This window comes from Rhizobium sp. AN80A (genome assembly GCF_030053015.1).
In the GTDB taxonomy this organism is placed as follows: Bacteria; Pseudomonadota; Alphaproteobacteria; order Rhizobiales; family Rhizobiaceae; genus Rhizobium; species Rhizobium metallidurans.
In genome coordinates this window covers 600,146-624,115 of record NZ_JASJPX010000002.1, presented here as the reverse complement: position 1 = coordinate 624,115, position 23,970 = coordinate 600,146, and the positions used below count along the sequence as shown (strand labels likewise).

25 protein-coding genes and 1 pseudogene are annotated in these 23,970 nt (G+C 58.9%); 14 read left to right on the top strand and 12 right to left on the bottom strand.

What is annotated here, in order from left to right:
• Positions 1-502 precede the first annotated feature (502 nt).
• Both P3R82_RS09385 and P3R82_RS09380 read left to right on the top strand, forming a co-directional pair.
• The gene (locus P3R82_RS09385; protein WP_112436275.1) at positions 503-694 is read left to right on the top strand and encodes a CsbD family protein; all 192 of its coding nucleotides are present in this window, start codon (positions 503-505) and stop codon (positions 692-694) included.
• Positions 695-750: 56 nt separating this feature from the next.
• A complete protein-coding gene (locus P3R82_RS09380; protein ID WP_112950537.1) occupies positions 751-1,095 on the top strand; it encodes a hypothetical protein in 345 nt (114 codons plus the stop codon).
• A 166-nt stretch (positions 1,096-1,261) separates the two neighbouring features.
• Here the strand turns inward: P3R82_RS09380 and P3R82_RS09375 are convergent, their stop codons facing one another.
• Positions 1,262-1,579 carry a hypothetical protein gene (locus tag P3R82_RS09375; protein WP_112436274.1) on the bottom strand — a complete coding sequence of 106 codons (318 nt, stop codon included), beginning with the start codon at positions 1,577-1,579 and terminating at the stop codon, positions 1,262-1,264.
• 134 nt (positions 1,580-1,713) lie between these two features.
• Between P3R82_RS09375 and P3R82_RS09370 the strand changes: the two genes are divergently transcribed.
• From P3R82_RS09370 to P3R82_RS09340, 8 genes are all read left to right on the top strand, one after another.
• Positions 1,714-2,196 (top strand): helix-turn-helix transcriptional regulator, encoded by a 483-nt coding sequence (locus P3R82_RS09370; RefSeq protein ID WP_283193710.1) that lies wholly within the window; start codon positions 1,714-1,716, stop codon positions 2,194-2,196.
• Positions 2,197-2,348: 152 nt separating this feature from the next.
• A complete protein-coding gene (locus P3R82_RS30275; RefSeq protein WP_349294054.1) occupies positions 2,349-2,945 on the top strand; it encodes a PHB depolymerase family esterase in 597 nt (198 codons plus the stop codon).
• Positions 2,897-3,337, top strand: coding sequence for an esterase (locus tag P3R82_RS30270; protein WP_349294066.1), 441 nt, complete (start codon positions 2,897-2,899; stop codon positions 3,335-3,337). Before P3R82_RS30275 ends, P3R82_RS30270 begins: the two co-directional genes overlap by 49 nt.
• A gap of 452 nt (positions 3,338-3,789) precedes the next feature.
• Positions 3,790-4,176 carry a response regulator gene (locus P3R82_RS09360; RefSeq protein WP_112436273.1) on the top strand — a complete coding sequence of 129 codons (387 nt, stop codon included), beginning with the start codon at positions 3,790-3,792 and terminating at the stop codon, positions 4,174-4,176.
• 128 nt (positions 4,177-4,304) lie between these two features.
• On the top strand, positions 4,305-4,721 hold the full coding sequence (locus P3R82_RS09355; RefSeq protein WP_111563970.1) for a low affinity iron permease family protein: 417 nt from the start codon (positions 4,305-4,307) through the stop codon (positions 4,719-4,721).
• Between the two features lie 122 nt (positions 4,722-4,843).
• A complete protein-coding gene (locus tag P3R82_RS09350) occupies positions 4,844-5,071 on the top strand; it encodes a hypothetical protein (protein WP_162718121.1) in 228 nt (75 codons plus the stop codon).
• On the top strand, positions 5,055-5,306 hold the full coding sequence (locus P3R82_RS09345) for a hypothetical protein (RefSeq protein ID WP_112436290.1): 252 nt from the start codon (positions 5,055-5,057) through the stop codon (positions 5,304-5,306). Before P3R82_RS09350 ends, P3R82_RS09345 begins: the two co-directional genes overlap by 17 nt.
• An 863-nt stretch (positions 5,307-6,169) precedes the next feature.
• Positions 6,170-8,119 (top strand): PAS domain-containing sensor histidine kinase, encoded by a 1,950-nt coding sequence (locus P3R82_RS09340; protein ID WP_112436272.1) that lies wholly within the window; start codon positions 6,170-6,172, stop codon positions 8,117-8,119.
• 1,126 nt (positions 8,120-9,245) lie between these two features.
• On the opposite strand, the gene P3R82_RS09335 is transcribed toward P3R82_RS09340, so the two are convergent.
• Both P3R82_RS09335 and P3R82_RS09330 read right to left on the bottom strand, forming a co-directional pair.
• Positions 9,246-9,485 carry a hypothetical protein gene (locus tag P3R82_RS09335; RefSeq protein ID WP_111563974.1) on the bottom strand — a complete coding sequence of 80 codons (240 nt, stop codon included), beginning with the start codon at positions 9,483-9,485 and terminating at the stop codon, positions 9,246-9,248.
• A gap of 543 nt (positions 9,486-10,028) precedes the next feature.
• Complete coding sequence (locus P3R82_RS09330) at positions 10,029-10,268, bottom strand: hypothetical protein (RefSeq protein ID WP_112436270.1); 240 nt, start codon at positions 10,266-10,268, stop codon at positions 10,029-10,031.
• A 1,450-nt stretch (positions 10,269-11,718) separates the two neighbouring features.
• Between P3R82_RS09330 and P3R82_RS09325 the strand changes: the two genes are divergently transcribed.
• Positions 11,719-12,027, top strand: a complete 309-nt coding sequence (locus tag P3R82_RS09325; protein ID WP_111563976.1) for a hypothetical protein — start codon at positions 11,719-11,721, stop codon at positions 12,025-12,027.
• A gap of 281 nt (positions 12,028-12,308) precedes the next feature.
• Here P3R82_RS09325 and P3R82_RS09320 read toward each other — a convergent pair.
• The 9 genes and pseudogenes from P3R82_RS09320 to P3R82_RS09280 all read right to left on the bottom strand — a co-directional run bounded on the left by P3R82_RS09320 (position 12,309) and on the right by P3R82_RS09280 (position 20,528).
• Positions 12,309-12,796 (bottom strand): annotated as a pseudogene (locus P3R82_RS09320) (hypothetical protein).
• A 27-nt stretch (positions 12,797-12,823) separates the two neighbouring features.
• A complete protein-coding gene (locus P3R82_RS09315; protein ID WP_112436269.1) occupies positions 12,824-13,375 on the bottom strand; it encodes a YidB family protein in 552 nt (183 codons plus the stop codon).
• A 75-nt stretch (positions 13,376-13,450) separates the two neighbouring features.
• Positions 13,451-13,966 carry a DUF3597 domain-containing protein gene (locus P3R82_RS09310; protein ID WP_112436268.1) on the bottom strand — a complete coding sequence of 172 codons (516 nt, stop codon included), beginning with the start codon at positions 13,964-13,966 and terminating at the stop codon, positions 13,451-13,453.
• A 744-nt stretch (positions 13,967-14,710) separates the two neighbouring features.
• Positions 14,711-14,932: a hypothetical protein gene (locus P3R82_RS09305; protein ID WP_111563980.1), complete on the bottom strand. Its 222-nt coding sequence runs from the start codon at positions 14,930-14,932 to the stop codon at positions 14,711-14,713.
• Between the two features lie 569 nt (positions 14,933-15,501).
• Positions 15,502-15,918: a CBS domain-containing protein gene (locus tag P3R82_RS09300; protein ID WP_112436267.1), complete on the bottom strand. Its 417-nt coding sequence runs from the start codon at positions 15,916-15,918 to the stop codon at positions 15,502-15,504.
• 186 nt (positions 15,919-16,104) lie between these two features.
• Entirely contained in the window at positions 16,105-17,655 is a 1,551-nt protein-coding gene (locus P3R82_RS09295; RefSeq protein WP_283193709.1) for a histidine kinase dimerization/phosphoacceptor domain -containing protein, read from the bottom strand.
• 298 nt (positions 17,656-17,953) lie between these two features.
• A complete protein-coding gene (locus tag P3R82_RS09290; protein WP_111563983.1) occupies positions 17,954-18,481 on the bottom strand; it encodes a flavin reductase family protein in 528 nt (175 codons plus the stop codon).
• Positions 18,481-19,371, bottom strand: coding sequence for an aldo/keto reductase (locus P3R82_RS09285; protein ID WP_112436265.1), 891 nt, complete (start codon positions 19,369-19,371; stop codon positions 18,481-18,483). The genes P3R82_RS09290 and P3R82_RS09285 overlap by 1 nt, the downstream gene beginning before the upstream one ends.
• A complete protein-coding gene (locus P3R82_RS09280) occupies positions 19,371-20,528 on the bottom strand; it encodes an LLM class flavin-dependent oxidoreductase (protein ID WP_112436264.1) in 1,158 nt (385 codons plus the stop codon). Before P3R82_RS09280 ends, P3R82_RS09285 begins: the two co-directional genes overlap by 1 nt.
• A 102-nt stretch (positions 20,529-20,630) precedes the next feature.
• Between P3R82_RS09280 and P3R82_RS09275 the strand changes: the two genes are divergently transcribed.
• From P3R82_RS09275 to P3R82_RS09265, 3 genes are all read left to right on the top strand, one after another.
• Positions 20,631-21,335, top strand: coding sequence for a GntR family transcriptional regulator (locus P3R82_RS09275; protein WP_112436263.1), 705 nt, complete (start codon positions 20,631-20,633; stop codon positions 21,333-21,335).
• 216 nt (positions 21,336-21,551) lie between these two features.
• A complete protein-coding gene (gene ugpC, locus P3R82_RS09270; RefSeq protein ID WP_112436262.1) occupies positions 21,552-22,628 on the top strand; it encodes a sn-glycerol-3-phosphate ABC transporter ATP-binding protein UgpC in 1,077 nt (358 codons plus the stop codon).
• A gap of 56 nt (positions 22,629-22,684) precedes the next feature.
• On the top strand, positions 22,685-23,920 hold the full coding sequence (locus tag P3R82_RS09265) for an ABC transporter substrate-binding protein (RefSeq protein ID WP_111563988.1): 1,236 nt from the start codon (positions 22,685-22,687) through the stop codon (positions 23,918-23,920).
• The last annotated feature ends 50 nt before the right edge of the window (positions 23,921-23,970 follow it).

Genomic DNA, 23,970 nt, shown 5'->3' with positions numbered 1-23,970 from the left:
AGCAAGGGGAATGCCGAGGTAGGCCCAGACGTTCAGCTCTGGGACGGCGAGGTTGTCGCGGACAAGAGGGTCGACGTCGCATCCTCGATAACCAGGGGGGCGGCCCTTGCGACCACGTGCTGGCGGAACGAGTGCGTCAGCGGCGTTTCGGGCTCCGTCTTCCAAGGCTCAGGAAGACCGAATGCGCTTTTGAAAAACTGTCGCTTGCTGTCAGCAAGGGAGACGAGAGCGACCGCACATACAAGCTCGCCGCTGTCCATTAGATCGGTCTGGCAGAGAGTGTGTTTTAGCCGGCTAACCCTGACTCTCGTAAGATTCTCCGCGAGTTGCAGTTCCAAAGAACGCGACAATCATCGAAAGTGGAAAACGGCATGAAATGCTCAACTCCCCATCGCCGCCAGCGCCGTCGGTCAAATGACCATTTTCATCGCGCCATCTCCCAGCCGTGGAACGAAACATCCAGTCGCGCTTTTCCTTGAAACCCAACCAAGGAGATCCGACCATGGGAAGCACGTCAGACAAGATCAAAGGCATGGCAAACGAGGTCGCGGGCAACGTCCGCCAGGCCGCGGGCAAGGCCGTCGGCAATCACGAGGAGCAAGCCAAGGGAACCCTCCAGGAAGCCAAGGGCAAGGCTCAGGTCGCCAAGGGTGATGCCAAGGAAGCCGTGAAGAAGGTCGTCGACAAGGCATGACATCGACCGATGTCGCGGGCTCGCGCTCGTCGCGGGCTCTCCTTAGGGGTAGGTTCATGAGAATTACAAGATCAGCACTTTACGCCGCCGGATTAGCTTTGCTTTCATGCAGCGCGCAAGCGCAGAGCCAGGCGCCCGCGGATCCGGCGGTCGATGCATGCAAATCGACCGGATTGTTGGCGCTACAAGAGCGTTCACCAGAAATCACGGATCTCGTCCTGGACATGGAAAGTCTCGCTGTGAGCAAGGCCGACACCAAGGTTGGCGACGTGCCTGTGAAGACGGTCATCCTAGGAGAGGCTTACATCAGCCGCAAACAGCAGACTGGTAAACCGGACCGGTTTGTTTGCCTCCTCGGGGAGAAAGGCAAGGTCCTACTCACCTTCTTCACGGCGCAATAGTCGTAGCAGAGCCTCCGAAATTCGATGGAGGTCCAGTTCGAACCCCGTATCAGGGCCGGCGAGCGCAGGCTCCAGAAAGAAGAGAGAGCGGTCCGTGCTTGGGCTGACGCTCTTCATTTTGATGCTGGCTCCTCTATGTCACCTGGCGGGGGTGATAAACGAGCGACTATCTCCCGAAAATCGGGGCATCGGGGGGTGATGGTCGATTGCTATCAGCATCCTGGAAAAGCAAGCGAGAGATCTTTTCCTCACGTCTTGCCAAGGGTCGGCCCTTCAATTCCGTCGTCTCGTCGATGAAGATATCGATAACGTCGACCCACCCAAATTCATCGGTTCTCCATCGTAGCGATCGGCGAGTTAAACGCTCAATGCCGAGGACCATCGGCCCTTGGGGTAGATACATATCAAAGATGCCATGTTCATGGTCGATCGCACATCCGAGCTTGCTTTCCAGCCCATTTGAAAATGCGGCCTTCCATTCCACGATCGAGGCAGGTCTCCTTCGATCAGAGCAGCCGATGAAACTAGCCTCACCGCGGACAGGGCCAAGTCACTGAGCCTGGCAAGCTTGGAGAGCCTGACAGACTTAAAACCCCTTTTGAGCTAGGAAGTTCCGAGGTGATCTGCGACATATTGCAATCGACCTATTCATTTTTGACGGAGGAAACATTGGAAAAGCACCCTATGCACGACTTTCGTATGGGCTCGGCTCACGACGGGAGCCCTCATCCCGTCGATGTTCATGTTGGAATGCAAATCGCTACCGCGAGGAAGGCCAAAAGGCTGTCGCAAAGCCAACTGGGCGCGGCTATTGGTGTGACCTTTCAGCAGGTCCAGAAATACGAGCGGGGGACGAACCGCGTTAGCGCCTCCACCATGTTTGCAATGATGCATTTTCTAAACGTTCCATCTGCATATTTCTTCGAAGGTCTTCCTCTTAACTACATGGGAGGAGCCGAAGGCTTCGCTGATCCGGTGACCCCTCAAATGCGTGCTTTTCTAAGCTCAAAGATCGGTTTGGAGATTGTCGAGAAATTGTGCCAGACACCAGTTCCACTTCAGCGGGCGGTGGCGATCGTGGTGGAGAATCTGAAAACATAACCATCCAACGTTGTCCAGCGACGGGTGGTTGACGCGATTTTCGCACCCACGGGGCGCGCGGCGATTGCAAAGACGCTCCACTGACCTATTTCAAATGTTGCGCTGCACAAGGAGCAAACGATGGGTCCCGACCATAATGTGGCTTGCGTCTGATGTTGCGATTGCCAAGGTCGCTATCGAAGTTGCTTCGCGCCCCGGGGAAGATCGGCAAGCCGTTGGAAGTGAAGGTTCGGCCGCGAGCACGCAAAGCCGCGCGGACCGCGATATCGACATTCGCGACAACGTCGAAGTTTGACAGCAACCCTGGAGGGCTCCTCATGAAGTCCTTCGCGCCTGCGGGCTTGCTGCCGAAATCGCCACTCGTCGTTGTGCTCCATGGATGCCGACAGACACCCGAGAGCTTTGATGCCGCGAGTGGGTTCACGCGGCTTGCGAGAGCTAGGGGGTTCGTGGTTCTCTTCCCCGAACAGACCACCCGGAACAATCCGCAGCGCTGCTTCAACTGGTTTCGACCGAGCGCTGTCGCACACGACCGTGGCGAGCTCATGTCAATCAAGCAAATGATCGAGCATGCCTGCCAGAAGCATCGCATCGACCGCTCGCGAATTTTCATCGTCGGCTTGTCCGCAGGTGGAGCGATGGCCGCGCCCTCGTCGCCCACTACCCCGAAACGTTCGCTGGTGCCGCCTTCGTGGCTGCAATGCCAGTCGGCTCGGTGCGCGACGCCATCTCCGCCATGGGCGCAATGAGCAATGGAGCAACGCCGCCTTCGTCGGGATGGGGGAGCCGCGTCGCGGGACTGTTCGACCACAAGAAATCCTACCCGCCGATCAGTATCTGGCAGGGTAAGGACGATACCGTGGTGAACCCCAAGAACGCGGACGCCATGCTCGAGCAGTGGCTGCAGGCTGGTGACATTGACCAGCTGAGACCTCGAAAGAAAAAGAAATCATGGGGCACGCGCCAAACGTGGGGCTCCCAGGGCAAGAACCCTATCGCGTTCTATTCGATCGACGGGATTGGACACGGACTTCCTGTGAAGCTCACCGCCCGGAACCGCACGGGGGTAGCAGGCGGTCCCTACGTCTTGGCGGCGGGAGTGTCGGCTCCGCTGGAGTTGATGCGGCTGTGGAGACTTTGAGCGATACGACCGCGAGACGCTGAGCCTTGGCGCCCGGACCTTGGCGGATTTACCAGTCAAGTGCGAACATCGCGTGGTTCGCCAAGACATCAAAACACCGGGCAGGTCCGAACCCGAAGACGCTCCCAGTGACGTCGTCACGGCAGATGCCAGCCCATCGATGTTGGCGCCCGGACACTGATGGAATCCACCGGCCGGTCACGTTCACGCGGTCCATAATCATGGATCGAAGCGACGCGCTGTTGCCGCGATGCGAGCGCGAACGCCCCGCCGCGGACTCGAATGGATCCTCAACTTCCCCGAACACCGTGTTTGGCCGAAGGCGGCTCGAAAATCGGTTTCTTGGCGCGACCGCCGTTTGTACGAAAGCGAACAGAAGTTTACTCTTCCCGAGTGAATGTTGACCGACGGCTTTCGAGGTGAACTGATGTCCTACATAGCAGGGGCACCCCATGTTTTTCATGAACCTTTTGAACAGACGGATTCTAGTGGTCGAGGAAGACAACACGCGGGCTTCAAGTGTGAGTGCCGCGCTCGAATTCCAGGGGTCAGACGTGGTTGGACCTTTTCACTCGCTGCGAGAAGGGCTTGATGCCGTCAAGCAAGTTGAAATCGATGCCGCCGTTCTAGATGTTTGTCTTGGCGAGGAGCGCGTATATTCCCTAGCTGACAAGCTCAATGCGAATGGGATCCCATTCATATTTATTACTGACCCCGACGGGGAGGTGGTCCCGACGCGATTTTCCGCTGTCCACTGCCTTCAGAAGCCGTTCGATATGGACGCAATGGCAATTACGTTGGCAATCTCGCTGGCAAAAAAACGCAAGGTCGCGCACTGACCTTGAGCACGCTTCGGCATTTCACCGGGCCGAGCGGACGAAAGTAAATGATATCGGACTGAAGTCCCATGTCAGGAACCCCTGACCGACGTTGGCGTTGTCATTTGCCGGGTACCAGAGAGGTTTCCATGAGCGACAGCATTATATCCCAGGGTTTTTCCAAGTTTGCTTCCACCGTCGCGGCCATGTCAGGAAAGCCCGCGACCTTCGTCTTGGCTGTGACTTTAGTCCTTGTTTGGGCCGTCACGGGACCGATCTTCAACTACAGCGAAAACTGGCAGCTCGTGATCAACACAAGCACGACGATCATCACCTTCCTCATGGTCTTCGTCCTCCAGAATTCGCAGAACCGTGATGGCAAGGCCTTGCAGGCGAAGCTGGATGAACTGATCCTGTCATCGCAGGCTCAAAACAAGTTCGTCGGCATCGAGAAACTGGATGACCAGCAGCTTCGCGAGATGAGCAGAGCGCTGGCGGAGAAGGCGGAATGCGTCGAGGATGTCGTCGATGACAGGGCGCGCGAGCGTGAGCATAAGCCCGCCTGATCCCATTATGGCAACATCGGCTATCGATGGCGGATGGGACGTCATTGTCCCACCTGGCTGTTCTCCCTGGAGCGCCGCTGCTTCGACCTATCATACCCTCTCAACCATGGAGCCGAGGGTACATGACCTCCAGCAGGATGCTGGCGGTGGTTGGCATCACGGATATCACGGTCGCCGACGGCCTTGTGGCCCTTGCCACGAGCCTGATCATGACTTCCATGCCTGCCATTCCTACCTTTTTCCGAACCGCCGGAATTGGAGAAGGCATTGCTCGCACCAAGAGTTGTCGTTACATTGCCGATCTCTCGCACCAGTTTCTTCAAGGAGGTAGCGATGGATGCCAAACTTGAAGACTATTACGTGGAACTGACGACCCGGCTTCGATCAGTCGAGGCCTTCTGTGAGTTTCTCAGCCACGGAGGCATCGTTCGGGTCGCGGACAAGGACGGCGCCTCCTTCATTGAAGTCACGAAGATAATGCTCGCCAGGCAGCGTCAAGAAGCCGACGCGATCCGAAAAACGAGACGGACACTTTACCCTGAACGCGCGGATGACAAGTTTCCACCTTCGCGTAGCCGTCACTGACTTCCACGCTGGTGCTGAAGCAGTCCGCCTGAATCCGTCGCGTACGGGTTATCCACGATCAAGGCAAGCGGCCGAGCGCTCGGAGGTTACAGCTGACGCGCGGCGGTTGCATGACCTTTTCTTGATGAGTGGTTCGGTCGAAGGCCACTGCCTGTAAGGATGCCTTCGCGCGATCTGAATGAAGGCTGTTCGAACGATCTGGTCGAATGCCGCTTCGCCGCGCGCGATGTGAAATCCAGCCCCGCCCTGTAGAGCCAAGTCAGCGCTTCTCATCTCAACCGGGCGAGGATACCCTTCGCGCTGTAGAGGGCCGCGGTAACCGCGCAATAAACGCTCCGAAATTCGATAACTTCGGCATCAGGCAATAAAACGTTCCCGGATCGAATGTTGAAATGGAATCTGGATCCCGGATCACTCACCGGGTGTTCTTGTGACAATACCGAAGTCGTCATTATGATACGGCGCAAGTCCCGGCCCTTGGCAACGACACGGCGGACAACACCCGCTGGAACAAACTCCCGCGCCACGGAAGGTTCCCACCGCTCAAGGCGTGGGGGACGCCGAGCCCGTGGCGAAGCTGTCCAGGAGCAAAATCAAAGTCTCCATCGCGCGGCTTCGGGCGCATTTTCCAACCTGACAGCTGGCGACTTCATGGCCTAGCTTGATAAACCGTATCCCAGGTGGACCTGGCGCCGTGCCGGTCTGGCTTTGTACGGAAACGGACGATTGACCTGATCGGCGCGTTGGGGCCCTATATCTGCACGAGCATTGGGCCGAGAGAGACTTGGCTTCACACCGATTGCCGCCGTGAAGGATTGAAAGGCCTAGATGTTACCTCATGAGCTAGTGTCCAAGGGGATACAATGATCGCTGAAGTTACCGACGGCCTAGTAGGCACGTTGGACGGCCGCTACCGAACCCTGGTCGACGCGATTGTCGACTACGCAATCTACATGCTCGATCCAGATGGCCGAGTCATTAGTTGGAATACGGGTGCCAGCCGCTTCAAGGGCTATACGGAGCGCGAAATTCTTGGCGAGCACTTCTCGCGATTTTACACGGACGAGGACCGCGCATCCGGTCTCCCGAAGCGGGCGCTCGCAACTGCGGCGCGTGAAGGGCGTTTCGAAGCCGAGGGTTGGCGGGTGAGAAAGGATGGAGAAAGGTTCTGGGCCCACGTCATTATTGACGCGATCAGGGACAAAGATGGCGAGCTGGTGGGCTACGCGAAGATTACGCGCGATCTTACCGAGAGACGGGCGGCTGAACAGGTGCTCAGACGGAGCGAGGAACAGTTCCGGCTCCTGGTGCAAGGCGTCACTGACTATGCCATCTACATGTTGACCCCAAATGGCGAGGTTTCGAGCTGGAACCCTGGCGCGCGGCGGATCAAGGGCTATGAACCCCAGGAGATTATCGGACAGCATTTTTCCCGCTTCTACACCGATGAAGACCGTGTCGCGGGGCTGCCGGTGAAGGCACTCGCCATTGCCTCGACCGAGGGCCGCTTCGAAAACGAAGGATGGCGGATCCGAAAGGATGGCAGCCGCTTTTGGGCGAGTGTGATCATCGATGCCATCCGGGACGACAGTGGAGAGCTTCTCGGCTTCGCCAAGGTCACCAGGGACGTCACCGAGAAGCGGGAGGCCGAAGAGGCGCTGCAACTTGCCCAACGCGAGTTGTTTCAAGCCCAGAAGATGGAAGCCGTCGGCCAACTCACGGGCGGCATCGCGCACGACTTCAATAATCTCCTAATGGCGGTGCTGGGCAGTCTTGAAATCGCGAAGAAGCGCGCGGCGGCTGGACAGGAAAACGAAGAACTCATTGATATCGCTATCCAGGGAGCGAAGCGAGGCGCCGCGCTCACTCAGAGACTTCTTGCATTCTCTCGAAAGCAGGATCTAAACCTGGAAGCGGTGGACGTTCCTGAACTCGTCAGGGAAATGGCTGTTCTGCTAGAGCGGACGATCGGGCCACAGATCGAGATCGCCACGACATATCCGCTCTCATTGCCCGCGGTCCTATCGGATCCAAACCAGTTGGAGGCGGCGGTGCTAAACCTGGTTGTAAACGCTCGAGACGCGATGCCAAAAGGCGGCGTGATAAAGATCGAGGCCAGCCGCCGCCTCGTGGAACGTGATCAGGTTCGCGACCTGGAGCCCGGCGAATATGTCTGCCTTTCCGTGGCGGACGAAGGGTCCGGGATGGACGCGGCGACACTTGAAAAAGCCATCACTCCGTTTTTCACCACCAAGGGGATTGGCAAGGGAACCGGGTTAGGGCTGCCAATGGTCCATGGACTTATGGCTCAATCGGGCGGGGCGCTCGTTCTGCATTCTCATGAAGGCGAGGGGACGCGCGCCGAACTCTGGTTGCCCATTGCCAAAGCGGTTGAAGTGCAGGCGGTCCCGGTTCAGCAAGCGGACCCCGTGGAGCCGACAAGGCTCGATAGATCACTGAATATTCTGGCGGTCGATGACGACGGGCTCGTCTTGATGAACACTTCCCTCATGTTGGAGGACCTAGGCCACACCGTCGTTGAGGCGCAGTCCGGCGTGGACGCGATCGCGATGCTCTTGGAAGGGTTTGTACCGGATGTCATTCTAACCGATCAAGCAATGCCACACATGACCGGAATCGAGTTCGCCTCGAGAGCCGCGGAGATATGTCCCGGTACACCAATCGTACTTGCTACAGGCTACGCCGAACTCCCCGCGGGCGTAGGCGAAAATCTGCTAAAACTGGCAAAGCCCTACAGCCAAACCCAACTCAAGGATGCTCTCGCCGCGGTCACGGCTACCCTCCAAAGGTAGATCATGCGAAGGCTCCCAAGCAGCCCTTGCGCGGTTTAGTGCAGCAATGGCATCCGTACGCGGTGTCGGCTGTGGGGTCGTCAACCAGACTAACGGTCCCCAAGGCTGTAAGCTGGGTGCGCTGAGTTGCTTCCCGTTCGACGGAACCTGACGACGAAGCTCCAGGCCGATGAATTAGCCAGCTCCTCGACCGCCACCCTTAAGCGCCGCCATATCCCGATCAAGGCCGCCGCTTTGGCTGCCTACTGTAACGCTTGCGGCGGGTTCATGCTCCTTCGGCGCGAACAAGGCATAGTCAACAAACCTCGCCGGCGTCGAGGACAGGCTCGCAAGGAGATCATCCCTTGAAATGCGCTCTTTGAACTTGAGCGCGTGTCGTCCCGATCGCCTGGCGTGTGCAATGGAACCTTATTATCATCGAGAGCTTTCCTGTGCGCGAGCGATCTATTCGTCGCGTCGACAAATCAAGGAAGTTTTAGATGCGCCTGTTAGGCATAAACGTAGCAAGAACGACCGAGGGCACGATCACGGTCGAGTATCACGGGGAAGGCAACGAGCTCGTTAGCGTCCGCATGTCCGCCGATAGTGCCTTGAATGATGAGGAAGCTGTCGCTTTCGCTGAGAAGATGATGGATGACCTAAAGGTAGCTCGGGGAGCATTGAGATCAGGGGACAGTGGCGAAGGTGCTAGCATCGACGAGATGCTTGCTGGGGAGCAACCGCGAAAGCCGAGCAATCCGTAGCATTCATCGTGGGCGAGGGCGACCCTCCTGGGTGGAAGATACCTACCGCTCAGATGGTCTGCCCCGGATTGTGTTAGGCGTGGGCGATCCATTTGTCGATCGACGCACCGAAAGCAAGCTGCGGACAAATGCCAATTTATTTGGTGGGGAACCTTCAATGCTAAGCGAAGTTATCATCGCGAACGGACCTTTTGAACTCGAGGATCTCGTTCCCTCCGCCAACCCTCAACAGCGGAGAAGAAAAGCCCACGCCTCCACGTCGTGGGCTTTTTCTTGTGACGTGATCATCGACTGTCCGTTCTCCGGCACGGTATATCTGAAGCTCCAAGGCTCACGACAGGAAAGCACCGGGCCATTCAAAAGGGGCGTTCAAAGCCCCGATCTTAATCCCGTGGGTGCTCCGCGAGGAGGTGCTTACCGACCTCGGTGAGGATGAGGGTTGGCTCGCCTTTGAAGGCGACCTCCTTGACCAGGGATTTCTGTTCCAAGCGAGCAATCGCCGCCGATGAAACTTGTCTGTTACCCAGCAGCCAGCCCCGGCTGGAACGATGTTGACGGCGAAACCTTGCAATGGCGCCCAACGTATCGAGTGAACTTTTTGGAACGGAAACTTGCTTCGTCATTTGGCCACTTCATATAGCTGTCCCCACTCTGTTGATTTGGCGATTTGTGTCCTTTGTTTCAAGTGTTGACGCTTCCCGATGCGGTGGCGGGACGTCGGCGGTAGTCCAGTATTCTCTTTCCGGTTCCAGCGGGCGCCGACCGCGCGAACCATGAACAGCCGCACCGGCCGCGCGCGGGTCTAACGCGCCGCGGCAAGTCGGAGGAAATCCAGGCAAGGCGGAGGAAGTGAAAGATCGCGCCACCCGGCCGGTGCGTTAGGCGTTTTTACGCCGGTGACCGTCCCGTTGGTGGTAGAGGCAACCAGTCCAGTGCGGTCCGCGCCCGTCGCGAGGCAAGGCATCTCCCGCCAGGAAACAGAGCCAGTGGGAGCCGACAGTGGCCGTCTTCAGTCCTCATGACGGGATAGGGCTCACGGCTCGGAGCATTCCAATGATGCGCTGGATCGCGCCCAACAAGGCCGTGGATGTTCCTGACCTCTCTCACCTGCGAGCCAATGTATTTCGAGCTCTTGTGTCGACCTAATTGGGCACGCGCGTGACCCGTTACCGCAGGTTTCGATTGGGTTGATCTGGCTCGGTATCGAGTGTTCCAGTGACGGTTTCGTCGCAAGCTCGCGCTAGACTGTGGCGGAGGGCGGCGTCGGTCAATTTGCCGTCTTGATAGGCCGCGATAATCTCGGCATGCCGCTCCTGGACATCGGCAACGGAAATCGGGTCAACAATGCCAAGCTCCGCGAGAAGGGCATGGATGGGATTGGTGTTCGGATTATCGCCTTGAGACATTGGAAATCCTATCTTTCAAGAGTTATACAAGTAGGCGACATTCGCCGTTTCCTTTGGATGGCGCCCGCTAGAAACGCGCGACCGGTTCATCCAGCTGGTCCCGTCGCGGGCGCGATGCACTGTCGAGCTTTGTTTTCCTCGCTCAACCTTTTGCCCGTCGAACGTCCGCCTCCACCTGGCGAGCCTTGCCGGCGGTCTTTTGCATTCCCCGAAACCTTCTCAGCCGCGTTACCCACTAGAACGCACCGTGGCGAGCGTTTCGTCCGTGCGATGTGAACCTCCGTTCAAGCAGTTCGTTCCGCACCTTCCGCTCGACATCTCCCCCTGGAACTCAGCCGCCCGGAAAGCGTTCCGGAATAGCAGTTGAGAGGTGGCATGAGACGACGGACATGGCGACCTGGTTTCCCGGTCAAGGTGATGGTGCGCGGTGATCTGAAAAGCAACGATGCTAGACGAGCCGCAAGCATGCCTCATCTCAAAGTGTCGCTCGAATACGTCGATCAACCCTGGACCATGTTTGGTGGTACACGAGACATCGATGTATAGGATGTCATCAGACCTGAACTTGTCTGGTCATGCCAAGACCGCGCGTCTCCGCGCGGCCCGGTTCAATATGAAAACCAAGGCCACCGAGCCTTCGACCGCCACAAGGCAAGCAAACATTGAGCTCTCATAAAGTGATGTGGTTCCTTACCCATGAAAATTCGGGGTAGGCGTGGCGCGTACTAGACATAAATCCCGGTGCTCTGGCTGAGCTCGTCGAATTGCCCTGACGGGAAACCCCCAACCAGACCGGTTCAGTCAGATGCTTGGGTTCCCGCGACGAGTCGCCTGATACCGGTAACGGAAGTAAGCCGATGGACGTGTTCTCATTGACGCGAGAAAAAGGGGCGGCGGGGGACAACCGTGAAATGAAACCGGGGAATGCGACAAATCAAACGCCCTCGGTCACGCGCAATTCCAATAAGTGAGGCTGGGCCATCGATGAATGGACGCGGTTACGGTTTCATAGCGCGGAGCCTCTTTGGTTGGACCAGTATTTGGGGCGGGCCGGGCGTCGGGCGAAGCGCATCTGTTTTCCCGTCTTGATGCACGATGTAGCTCGCGCGAGGAAACCATCGTCGAACATGCCGCCCTCAACGCTGAGGGGACATAGAGGCGGGGGACCTAAGTCCATCGATATAAGCTCATGGCCGGGTAGGGGCACCTGAACCCAGGCCGGACCGATAATCGTGGCGTCTTCACCATCTGATTGAGGCACGGCGCGGATAGGCAACTTGAACCATGGTCGCGCACCGCCAGCCGCCGCTTGCCGCGAACTCAAGCGCGCGACGTGGCGCGGCGCGCGGCCCACACCGTACGGAACCGGACTGATGACAAGACTCGGACCTAAGTCCCAATAGCCGTTTCGGTTGTTGTGATAAATCTGGGAAACGCCCAGGAGGACAGCATGACACTTGCCGCCGACATCAACGATGCCTGCCACGCGCTGCCATTGCTTGATCGACATCATCGCCACTGCCTGATCGAACGGATTCTCGGGCAGTTGGAAACCTATTACGCAACGGCAGTCCAAGGCGTCCCGCCAGACAAACACATTTGGATCGACACTCTCATCTTCACGGTCCGCGGCTCGGTTGACGAAATATCCATGATGGAGACCACCGATCTTCTCGACATACTGCGAGAGTTCGAGAAGCTTATCCACGTGCTCGAATGCATCGCTGCTTCCAAATCCGTCATCCCGACACATCACTAACAATCTGGACACAGAAGAGCTTGAGTGCCGACGGGCAGCCGTGAAAACGAACACACTGTTTTTGTTGCGGCGGGTTAACGCGGCGGCCGCGCTTTCATGCCAGCCGCCGCGCCTCCGGGGTCCGCCGCCCGCGTTCAAGAAAGCGTGGGGCGGACACTCGCTGCGTCCACCCGATAAAATGCCTCTCGCGGACAAAGGCGGCCAAATCTCGGCAGCCTTTGGAACCCGGGTGGATCCCGGCGACGGGCGCCGGCCAGGCTCCCTTGCGCCGCTTACGCGCACTAGCGGGTCGCACCCCACAAATAAGCAAGGGCAGCCACGATACCGACCGCCGTGAGGGGGCGATCGCGGATCCTGGCCTCCACGTCTGTCCATATCCCGCGGACTTGCGACTTCGCCAGGTGAACACCGCCTTCCGCGACCTCTGACATGGAGTCCGCCACGCGGCCAGCATCGCGACGGAGGCCATCAAGTCCCTCACGCCGAACATCGTGGTCGAAGCCGCTCGATTTCTCGCCTGTCGCGGCGAGGGCGGCGTCGACCAAGGGATAATCGCCCTGCGTCGCGAAGGATGGGTCATCGGCGACGCGAGCTGCTTCATCTGGATCCGTGCGACCCGCGGGATCGAGGTGGTCGTCGCCGATACCGGGTCCGAGGCGGGGAATGTATCCTCGAGACCCTTGTCGAGGTGACCCTCGCGGGCGCTCTCGCGCTGCTTGGCTTGCTCATTCAGCATTGACTGGACGGCTGGCGATTTCGAGTCTGGCATATCGGCTCCTCCTATTGAGTTCTTCGACTAGGTTTGCGTCTGGGGGCTGTTTGTTGGCGCGCTGGCGGAAGCTAGGAATTCGTCCCCCGCGTCCGGCACCTTGCCATGGGGAGTAAGGTTATCGACAGCGGTGGGAAGGTCGCGGCTAAGGCGGTCGAGGATGTCTCGCGGCGACAATCCTGTCTTGGCCGACAGTTCGTTGATGACTTCCGGACCAAGAGCTTCCGAAAGCTGGTCGTTGTCCATGGTCGCGTTGGGACCAGTTTCGACCCAGCTCCTCGCCTTATCCTCATGGCCGTTCTGTTGGAACGTTTTCAGGAGGTCGCCGAGGCCACCGCTTAGAATTCCGCCAGTCGTCAGTCCGCCAAGAAGATCACCAAGGCCGCCGGGGCCCGTGAAGATGCCTCCCTGCCCACCGGCGGGTTGCGACGTGGTGGATCCAGGTTCCCGTCCACTGGCGTAATCACCCCCCGACCGTGGGCCCTGCAAGCCTCGAATGAATTCCCCGATCTTATCGCGGTTCTGGTACCCCGCGATGACGATAGCGCCTAGAAGCGCTTTCATTGGTCCGCTCATCATGGTCTTTTCCTTTCAGTGGACGGATGCGACACACACCTGTTCGCGCCCTGCTGGATGAAATGAGGGGATCGGTGATTAGTCGAGAAGATCAGCCGGAACCGTTCCACCATTTTCCGAAAGCTTCTTCATCAGCGCCTTGTGCAAGAAGGTGTTCATTCTCGCGGAGTCGTGCGCATCGCCGGCGTAGCTAAGTTCGCGCGCGAGTTCCTTACGCTCGTCGAGGCTGGCGTCCATTCCCACAGCCTTCATCAGGTCAACGATCGAACGCTTCCAGTCGAGCTTCTGACCTGACTTCGTCACCGCGGCATCCAAGATGGGGACAATGTCGACGGCCCGGGGGGAACTGGTCGAGGAAGCGCCAGCGGAGGCCTGTTCCTGGGAAGGAGCTGGGGATGCGATCTGGCCGGACGGTGGTGTCGTGGGTTGGGTGGACACCGGGGCGGGCGTTGGCTTGCCCCCGGACACCGATGAACCACACTGCGCTGTCGCGGCGGTCGTCCGCCCGATCGGGACTGAAGCACCGCCGCCACGCTGTTGGGCAGCGTGCGCTTGGCCAAGGATAGCCTGCTTGATGCCGTCAAAGATGCCCACGATGATGTTCCTTCCGTCTGATTCGCGGCCGACAAGCAGTCGACGTTGGTGTCCTTGGAATGGCAGTGAAACGTCGAAATTCGCGCGTGGTTCCAGGCCGTTGACGATCGCGATACTGATCCACGCGTCTTACTGGTCAATGCTCTTTAGTCAGCAATAGCGCCCCGCGCTCGTGTCGCGGGCGATCGCGGTTGCCAAGGTTCAGGGAGCAGAGGCACTTAACCGCGCTCTTGATGTTACGCGTCACGCTACGGGATCACGCTCATCCTCGCGGGCACGTTCTCGCGGAGGGAGTGGAAATCCCGTCTGAGACATGCCGCGTCCCGCAGGTCGAGAGCGTTGCGATCAACGACGAGGGCAATCCAGCGGGTGAAAAGGCCGCACAATGGCTCGACGATCGCATACGAGTTCTTCTTCCTCTGACGCTTCCAATGCTCTCCTCTGACCCTCGGCAAAACGGCGGATCAGCAGTCCATCGCGCTTGCTACCATTATCCTCAACAACGAAAAGAGGGACAGCGCGATGACCGGCCAGACCCAAAGACGATCCCCGCGAGCGCCAGCGGACGGATGGTCGCCCGCTTCTTCAAGGGAATATCCAGTGCTGGGCGAGATCGGCGCGCTGGTAGCCGAGCCGATGGCAAGCGCCGGTCGCCAGCCGCCGGCATGGACCACGCCCGCGGCTCCTCTTGAGCATGGTCCGCGAGAAGCGTCCGGAAGGCGATAAACACCCTCATTGCGGGCGTCACTGCACTCCCTGGTCCTCGGTCATCTGCTTTTGCGCCGCGCTAATGGCGGTCTCCAGCGTGACAAACGCCTTTGCGTCAAATTCCAGTCTCAAGGTGCTGCCACCAGCAAGCCGGGCGTACAACGCTGCCCAGCCCGGGGATCCTGGATCAAATTCAACAGCTTCGATTTCGATGATCGAGGCGTTAAGGTCGGCCTCGTCACTTTGTATGTCCCGCATGACGTCCTTCTCTCCAAATCCTCGATTTCACGATAAATGGCGTTCGATCTGGAAAATGCTAGCTCCGTATGTCCGCCGGCTCGTGAGGCTTCGCTGAAAGACCCTGGCGCGGTTCGGCGCTTGGGAACCAAGTGAGTTTTGCACTGGCTCGCGAAATAGGCGAGGCGATCGCAAGGTGGTCGCTGAAATCATCTCTTCGACTGCACGCTTGGTCGCCAAATCGATCAGTGACTGATCAAGCTTGCGCGGTGGCTGGATCATCAGCGCGGTAACGTACGAACATACATGCAAGTATTGCGATATTTGCATGCTTGGCCGATAGTTCGTGGGCTGGCCGAGTGATACGACTTGGACCCAAACCCAAAGCGCGTGCACATCACATCATTCGGTCAGCGCCCTCGGCATCCGAGATCACACCGCGGCCAGGCGGGGTCGACCGGCAAGTTCGCTTTTCAAGAATCTCCGAGGCGTGAAGAGGTTGAAGGTCGTGGAAAGACCAGCGACTTACTGGGTTTTCAGGAGGTTAACAACGGGCCTTCACGTCGCGAACATCGTTGGGACACGACGGCTTATCTCGGGTCCTCGTCGTCCGAAATCTCTTCCAACGTAACGCCCGCTAGTTCCTCATCAAGAACCGCCATATCCCCGAGCGAAAGTATGCCACATACATTGCCCGCCCGGTCGAAGACCAACAGACGGCGCATCTGCAGCTCAGACATTCCGCGAGAAGCTTCGCGCAGGTCGTCATCCTCAAGACAGCTCTCAACTCCCGAGGTCATGATCTCCGACACCGGGCCGTCAAGATCGAGCCCCTCGGCCACCGCCCTCACTACGATGTCGCGATCAGTCACGATACCGAGAACCTTGTCGTTGACGATGGGGACCGCGCCAGAATCGATTTGTGACATCACCCGCGCAACCTGCCTGATGCTGGCATCGGGCGCCGCGGTCATTACCTGCCTTGTCATAACGTCTCGGACGAACATGCTTGGACCTCCTCTTGGTTCGTCTGACAAATCCGGAGCTTGAGGAAAGTTCCCGTGGTTTTGATCCGTGTATGGGGAAACGGGTCGACGCACGGGCCTTTCACCCGACAACGCCGGATGTTGGCGCGACGCGCCGTGTCCAAAATGAAAGTGGCTCACGGACGTGGGGAGGACGCTTCGGTGTGCTCAATCGGCGATCTTCAACACCGCCGTGAATTTCGTTCCATTGTCTTTCACGAAACGAAACTCACCACCCAGCTGTTGAACGAAAGCCTTGATCAAGCGTGTGCCCATGCCGGGCGGATCCGTGTCTCCATCAAAGCCGATCCCGTCGTCAACGACGGAGAGTTCGGCGAAACCCTCGGCCCCGGATCGAAGACCGACACGGATGGACCCCGCCTCTCGGCCGGCGAAGGCGTATTTCATGCTGTTCGCGATCAACTCATTGACGAGCAGGGCGAAGGGCGTGGCTCGGTCGGGCGCGATCGTCACGTTCTCGACATCAAACGAAACAGTCACGGACTGCCCATGAACGTTTACGAGCGTGCTCACGAAGGACGGGATGAACTCGACCGCGGATACTCCACTAAACTGATCGAAGCCATACATCTGTTCATGCACGGCCGACATCGCGGAGATACGCTCATTGAGCCTTCGCACCACGTCGGGCTCGAACCCCTCCAGGCGAAGCAGTGCCATGACCGTCTGCAAATTGTTTTTGACCCGGTGATGTATCTCGCGCATCAGTGTTTGGTTCGCTGCCAGCGCTTGCGCGAGCTGACGAGTGTGCAACCCATCTACTCTGATTAGTTTTTGGATCCAGAGCGCGGCCGCGATCGCGCCGATAACCGCGAAAAATATCAAAAGGGCAGCGATCTTCGCATCGTCCCAGAATGGTTGCATGAGGACGCCAATGTCGGCCGACGCGATGGCGACGAATGGTGTTCGCTCTATGATACGGTAGCCAACCAGTCGGTCTTGGGCGTCAACAGGCGAATAGGAGCGATAGACACCAGCAGTCGCCTTCCTCATGTAGTCAGTAAAGAGCACGTACCCACCCATGTCGACCGGACCCGGGGGCTCTGGGTGGCGCGCGATGAGCTTGCCGTCGCGCCTGATCAAGCTCACCGTCGAATTTGGTCCGATATCGACAGCATCCCAGATTGGCCTGAGTACATCCGCGTTAAAGGCAATAGCGGCGATACCAGCAAAGTTTCCATTCCGTTCGAGCCGCCGGCTGACGACGAAAATCTGGCGGTCGGTCAAGCGACTGACGATCAAGTCCGATGTGTATTCGTCCGCGCCATTCCTCAGCCGTGTGAAGTAGTCGCGATCGGACACGTCCATCGCTTGTGTCCTGGGGTTGTTGGAAAACAGCGTGAGACCGTCGGCGCCGACCACGTATGCCGTCACCTGCGGCGGGAGGTCCGCGACGGCCGCGTTGAGATCGTGGACCCGTTCCGCATCTGCGGAGAGCACGTTCGACCCCAGGGAATCGTCTATGCGGTGTAGTGTCTCGCGAGCAAGCGAATTGAGCCAGACCGCGTTAGCGGCAACGATTTTCGAAGCAGCGGTTACCTGGGCGTCAGCGCGTTTCACGGTCGCCTGGTAGCTTGAACCGAGCCATAAACCTAGGACGGAGAGCAGCGCCATGAACATCAGGCCAATGATCGCGAGTGACGCGCGCGAAACGGAGCCCGGCTGCAATTCACTGGAACCGCTACTCAATGGTGACATGCAGTTCCCTTGCCCTCGGGTCCGATGCAGAATCCATACCCCGCCATGGTGCGCACCGCAATCGATAACGGCGGAATTTTCAGATGTTAGGCGGCGGGCTTCTCATCTCCCATGGGATAGAGCTGAAGGCTTTTCCGCCGCCCGCGAAAAACCGCCGGATCGTGTCCGGCTTGACATTGGTACAGCGGCCCACGCTTGCCCGCCCGTAACTCAGCGAGCGAAACTGGAAACCGCGCGTGATGGGCGACAGATACCACGGCGAAATGAAACTTGCCTCGGGCCTTGTCCGATCAAGCTCTTAGGCATGACGCTCGAACCGGCCGAAACCACCGCGTGCGAAGCAAAGCGGCTCGCCATCCCGCAGCCCGACCCGCAATACCCGCCCAATGACCAGTGAGTGATCGCCAGCATCATAGACAGACTGCTGCTCGCACTCGAACCGGGCAAGCGTTCCAGGGATGATGGGAGCGCCTTCCACGTTATGCTCCCATCCTAGATCCGCGAAGCCTTGGCCGCCCCGCGTAAAGCGGCTGCTAAGCGCTGTTTGCTCCGCGCTCAGGACGTGAATGGAAAAATGTCCGGCGGACGTGAAGAGTGCGTGGCGCGACGAACTCTTGGCTGGCGACCAGAGCACCAGCGGTGGGTCGAGTGAGACCGATGCGAAGCTGTTTACCGTCATGCCAATTGGACCGGCATCGGTGTTCGCGGTCACAACGGTCACGCCCGTTGGGAAAGCGCCGAGCGCGTTGCGGTAGCTGCGCGTGGTCTCGGCATCAGGTATGAACACATGCTCTTCGAAGGATCTCGCGGTTTCGACGATTGTCATCACGGCACCTCATGTCCATTGGCAAGTGAATAGAGCTCGAACCAGGTCTGGCGATCGATTGACACTTTATTCGCGTCGGAGATTGCCGCGATCCGCCGCAAGTTGTTGGTCCCCAGCACCGGTAGGATCGAAGCCGGGTGCGCCAGCAGCCACGCGACCGCGACCGCGGCGACATCGACACCCTGTTCGGCCGCGATCTTGGAAAGTCTCGTGGCGAGCGCACCACCCCGGGTCAACAGAGAACCGCCACCCAGCGGCGACCAGGCCATGACCGGCCGCTTGCGCTCCCGCAGGAAGGCGAGATCGCCGTTGGTAAAGGCGTCGGTGGCGGAGAGGCTGAGCTCGATCTGGTTGGTCACCAAAGGGGTGCTCATCGACGATTGCAGCAGTGCGAAATCCCAGGGCCGGAAATTGGAAACGCCGACCGCTTTCACCTTGCCCGATTTCACGAGTGCATCGAGCGTCGCGCCGGTTTCGTCCGCGTCCATGAATGGGTCCGGGCGATGGATAAGGAGGAGATCAATCCGGTCCGTCGCCATGTCGCGCAGGGACGCCTCGACCGAGGCCCTGATATGGGCGGCGCTGGTATCGTAGTGCTTGACGCGCGAGGCGGCATGCCGGCCAGCGGGCGCCACGATGCCGCATTTGGTAACGATCTCCAGCTTGTCGCGCAGGCCGGGTGACGCCCGAAACGCACCACCAAGAATAGCTTCCGCGGTGTAGCCGCCGTATATATCGGCCTGATCGAGAGTGGTTATGCCCTGGGCGAGGCACGCCTCGACCTTCGCCCGCACATGCGCCGGCGAAGTGTCGGCGTCATCGCCGATGCGCCACATTCCATAGACGAGCCGGCTCAGCGAAACGTCGGCGTTCAGTTCGATGCGTTCCATCAGTGGCGCTTTCCATTTCCAAGCGGAGTGGCTGGGGTCTCGGCGGGAACCCTGCCTCGCACTTCCGGCAGAGAGCAGGTCTTCATCTGCGGCAGAACCTTCGTGCCGAAATGCTCGGCCTCGTCGAGATGCGGATAGCCCGAGAAGATGAAGGCACGGATGCCCATTTTCTGATAGTCTTCGAGTGCGGTCAGCACCTGATCGGTGGACCCCACCAAAGCGGCGCCGCAGCCAGAACGCGCGCGGCCGACCCCGGTCCAGATGTTGGGTTCGACATAGCCGAACTTGTCGGCGAGTTCGCGGGCCCGCGCCTGGTGGGAAACCCCGAGCGAAATGCTGTCATGGGCGCGGTTGCGGATCAGCTGGCCATACTCGTCATCAAGCTTTGACACCAGATGCTCAGCGTACTCGCGGGCTTCGGCTTCGGTGTCACGGACAATCATATGAATGCGCAGGCCGTAATCGAGCGTGCGGCCATGGGCCTCGGCCCGGGCATGGACGGCGCGCATGCGCTCGGCAAGCTGCTCCTTGACCTCGGGCCACATCAGATAAACATCGCACTGGGCGCCGCACAGTTCAAGCGCGTCAGGCGAATAGCCGCCGAAATAAAGCAGCGGCCCGCCGTTCTGTTGATATGGCCTCGCCGGTTCAGTGGAGACGCCCTTGAACTGGTAGATTTCTCCGTCGTGGTCGATCGTGTCGCGCGTCCAGGCCTGGCGCAGGATCTCAACCACCTCGTGGCTGCGGCGATAGCGGTAGGCACTGTCGGCGACCTCGCCAGGGAAGTCGGAGCTGATGACGTTTAGCGTCAGCCGACCCTTCAGCATATGGTCGAGCGTGGCCACAGTTCTAGCCAGCATGATTGGCTGCATTTCGCCGCAGCGGATCGCCGCGAGAAAGTTGATCCTCTCCGTGATCGGCGCGCAACCAGCAACGAAGCTAAGTGTGTCCTGGCCAACCTGGTAGGACGAGGGGCACAGGATGTTGCGGAAGCCAAGTGCTTCCGTCTTCTGGACGATTGACGAGCAATGCGCCCAGCTCGAGCGCAAAGTGTCGTCAGGAACGCCGAGATATGCGTAATCGTCGGAGCACAGCGCGGAAAACCATGATACTTCGGCGGCATCGAGATCGCCTGATGTTATCGGTACAACGGTCATGAAATTCCTCCTCAGCTGCCGAATGACACTTGAATATCATCAGGTTTTTAGTAAATCAATGGTGTATCAATTTTTTGTCTCGCGCCCAAGGAAAGCCTGCAAATGAAGAACGCCCGCGGCAGCCTGCCCATGTATCTCCAGATCGCCGAGCTTCTGGTTCGTGATATCGCGGCGGGGCGGTTGATCGATGGCGAGAAGCTTGCCCCCGAGCGCGAGATGGCCGCCAACCTTGGCATCGCCGTTGGAACGTTGCGCAAGACCCTGGCGGAATTGCAAAGCCGCGGCCTTCTGGAGCGCGTTCAAGGCTCGGGCAATTACATCAGGGCGATCAGCGATCCCAAGAGCGTCTACGCCATGTTCCGACTTGAACTGGTCGGCGGCGGCGGGCTTCCGACCGCCGAGGTACTGGATGTATGCCGACTGAAAAAACCCGAGTATTTGCCGACGTTCGGCGCCTCGAGCGAAGGGCATCGCATCCGTCGTTTGCGCCGTCTGTCCGGCAAGGTGGTGGCCGTGGAGGAGATTTGGCTCGACGGATCCTATGTGGAAACGGTCACCGCGGAGGAATTGTCGGAATCTCTTTATCTCTACTACAGGACCAGGCTCGGACTGTGGATAGCGCGCGCCGAGGATCAGATCGGGATGAGTGCCGTTCCCGAATGGTCGCCCGAGGCCTTTGGGCAGAAACCGGGTAGTTCGGTACCCCATGTCGTGCGTATGAGCCAGGCACAGGACGGTGCGACGGCCGAGCTCTCGCATACGTGGTATGATCATGAACTGGCACGTTACGTCAGCCGGCTTCGCTAAGGTCGGACATTATCCTGCTCCGCCAAGGGCTTGGGAAAAACTGACGAAATGCAATTTCCGCATAAACAATGGATGCTCTAAAATTCAATAGGTTAGGTTGTAAATTAATCGACATAAATAAAATTGATACACTATTGATTTCCTTATCGCGGTCGGTATGATCGCTGCCAAGAGGTGGCCTTGGTTTGATTTTGGTCAAGGTTGGAGGAGGAACGCATGGCGTCGGTAAGTCTGAGGAAGCTTGACAAAAGTTACGGCGCTCTGCGCATCGTCAAGGGTATCGATCTGGAGATCGCCGATGGCGAGTTCGTCGTTTTCGTTGGTCCGTCCGGCTGCGGAAAATCGACGACACTGCGCATGGTGGCCGGGCTCGAGACCATTTCCGGCGGAGAAATCCGTATCGGAGATCGGGTCGTCAACGCGCTGCCGCCGCGAGAACGCGACATTGCCATGGTCTTCCAGGATTACGCGCTTTATCCGCACAAGACCGTGCGCGAGAACCTGGGCTTCAGCCTCAAGGTGCGCGGAACGAACATTGCCGATTCCAACCGACGCATCGACGAGGCGGCGGAAATCCTCGGCATCTCGCATCTTCTGGATCGCCGGCCGGGGCAATTGTCCGGTGGTCAGCGTCAGCGTGTCGCCATGGGCCGCGCGATCGTGCGCCGCCCGCAGGTGTTTCTGTTCGACGAGCCGCTGTCGAACCTCGATGCCAAACTTCGCGGACAGGTGCGCACCGAGATCAAGCGTCTGCATCAGCAGATCGGCACGACCATCATCTACGTCACGCACGATCAGGTGGAGGCGATGACGCTGGCGGACCGCATCGTCATTCTGCGCGGCGGCGATATCGAGCAGGTCGGCACACCCGATGAAGTCTACAACCGGCCGAACAGCGTCTTCGTCGGTGGCTTCGTTGGTTCTCCGGCGATGAATTTCGCAAAAGCCGCGATCAAGGGCGACCGTCTCGTCTTCGCCGACGGCAACCAGCTGCCATGTGCCGCGGTCCGTTCAGGTCAGGGGACGCTGGACGAAGGCCGGGAAGTGATCGTCGGCATTCGGCCCGAGCATTTCACGCCGGTCGCGGTATCCGATGTCCAACTGGCCGTGAAGGTTCAGGTCGTCGAGCCGCTCGGCTCCGACACACTGGTCCATTTCCAGTTGGGCGGCGACGTCTTGACCGCACGTATGCCGCCTGATGTTCGCACGCAGGCCGGCGAGGAAATCAGGATCGGCGTCAACCCTTCAAGGATTCATCTGTTCGACGCCGCGACGCAGCGCGCGATCGCCTGAAGCTCTTTGCGCGGCGGAGGATTGAGGTCCGCGCTTATGATCACTGGGAGGAAAAAATGATCAGCAGGCCACTTATCGGCTTGGCGCTTTGCGCCAGCATTCTGGGCTCGGCCGTTCCGGCTTTCGCCGACACGGAACTCAAGATCTTCGTGTCGAGCCAGCATCATCCCGATGTATGGCGCAAGGTATTCGACCAATACGAAGCCAAGACGCCAGGGGTGAAGGTCACCATCGAGGCTGGCGGCAACACGTCGGAGGCTCAGGCTCAGTACCTGAACACCGTTATGTCGGCCAAGGACACTAATCTCGACGTCCTGATGCTCGATGTCATCCGGCCGGCTCAATATGCCAAGGCCGGCTGGACCAGCGACTTCTCCGACAAGGATATGTCGAAGTTCCTGCCGACCTACACGGAAGCAAATACCGTCGATGGCAAGGTGGTCGCCATCCCGGCATTCGCCGATGCGATGTTCCTCTACTATCGCAAGGATCTGCTCGACAAGTACGGCATCCAGCCCCCAAAGACGTGGGATGAATTGACGGCAGCGGCCAAGAAAATCACCCAGGGTGAAGGGCGTCCAGATCTTCAGGGCCTGTCATTCCAGGGCAAGGCGATCGAGGGCGCGGTCTGCACTTTCCTCCTGCCTTACTGGAGCCAGGGCAAGACGCTCGTCGAGAACGGCAAGCTGACTTTCGATCACGATGCCGCGGTCAAGTCGCTGGCGCTGTGGAAGAGCTTCGTCGATGACGGCGTCGCCAAGAAGAACATTTCCGAAGTGGCGACCGATGACACTCGCAAGGAATTCCAGGCTGGCAACGTCGTGTTCGCCATCAACTGGTCCTATGGCTGGTCCAGCTTCCAGGGCAAGGATTCGGCCGTTGTCGGCAAGGTCGATGTTGCCACGCTTCCGTCAGTGACCGGCGGCGAGCAAGCAAGCTGCCTGGGCGGTTGGGAGTTCGGCGTGTCCGCCTACTCCACGCATCAGGAAGAGGCAAGGAAGCTTGTCGAGTTCCTGTCCAGCCCTGAAGTCTCGAAGTTCATGGCGGTCAATGGCGCGCTGTTGCCGACCTATGCCGATCTCTACAAGGATGCCGACGTCACCAAGGCGGCGCCGTGGTTCGCCAGCGCTCTGCCGGTGGTTGAAACCGCGAAGGCCCGCCCTGTCACCCCTCGCTACAACGAGGTCAGCGAGACGATCCGCACCACCATCAATGCCGTGCTGGCCGGTGTCAGCACGCCGGAAGAAGGCGCTTCGCAGATCGAAGCGCGGCTGAAGCGGATCTTGCGATAATCCGCCTTTGCGCACCATGCGCTGACCTGCGGTGCATCGTGTTTCAGCGT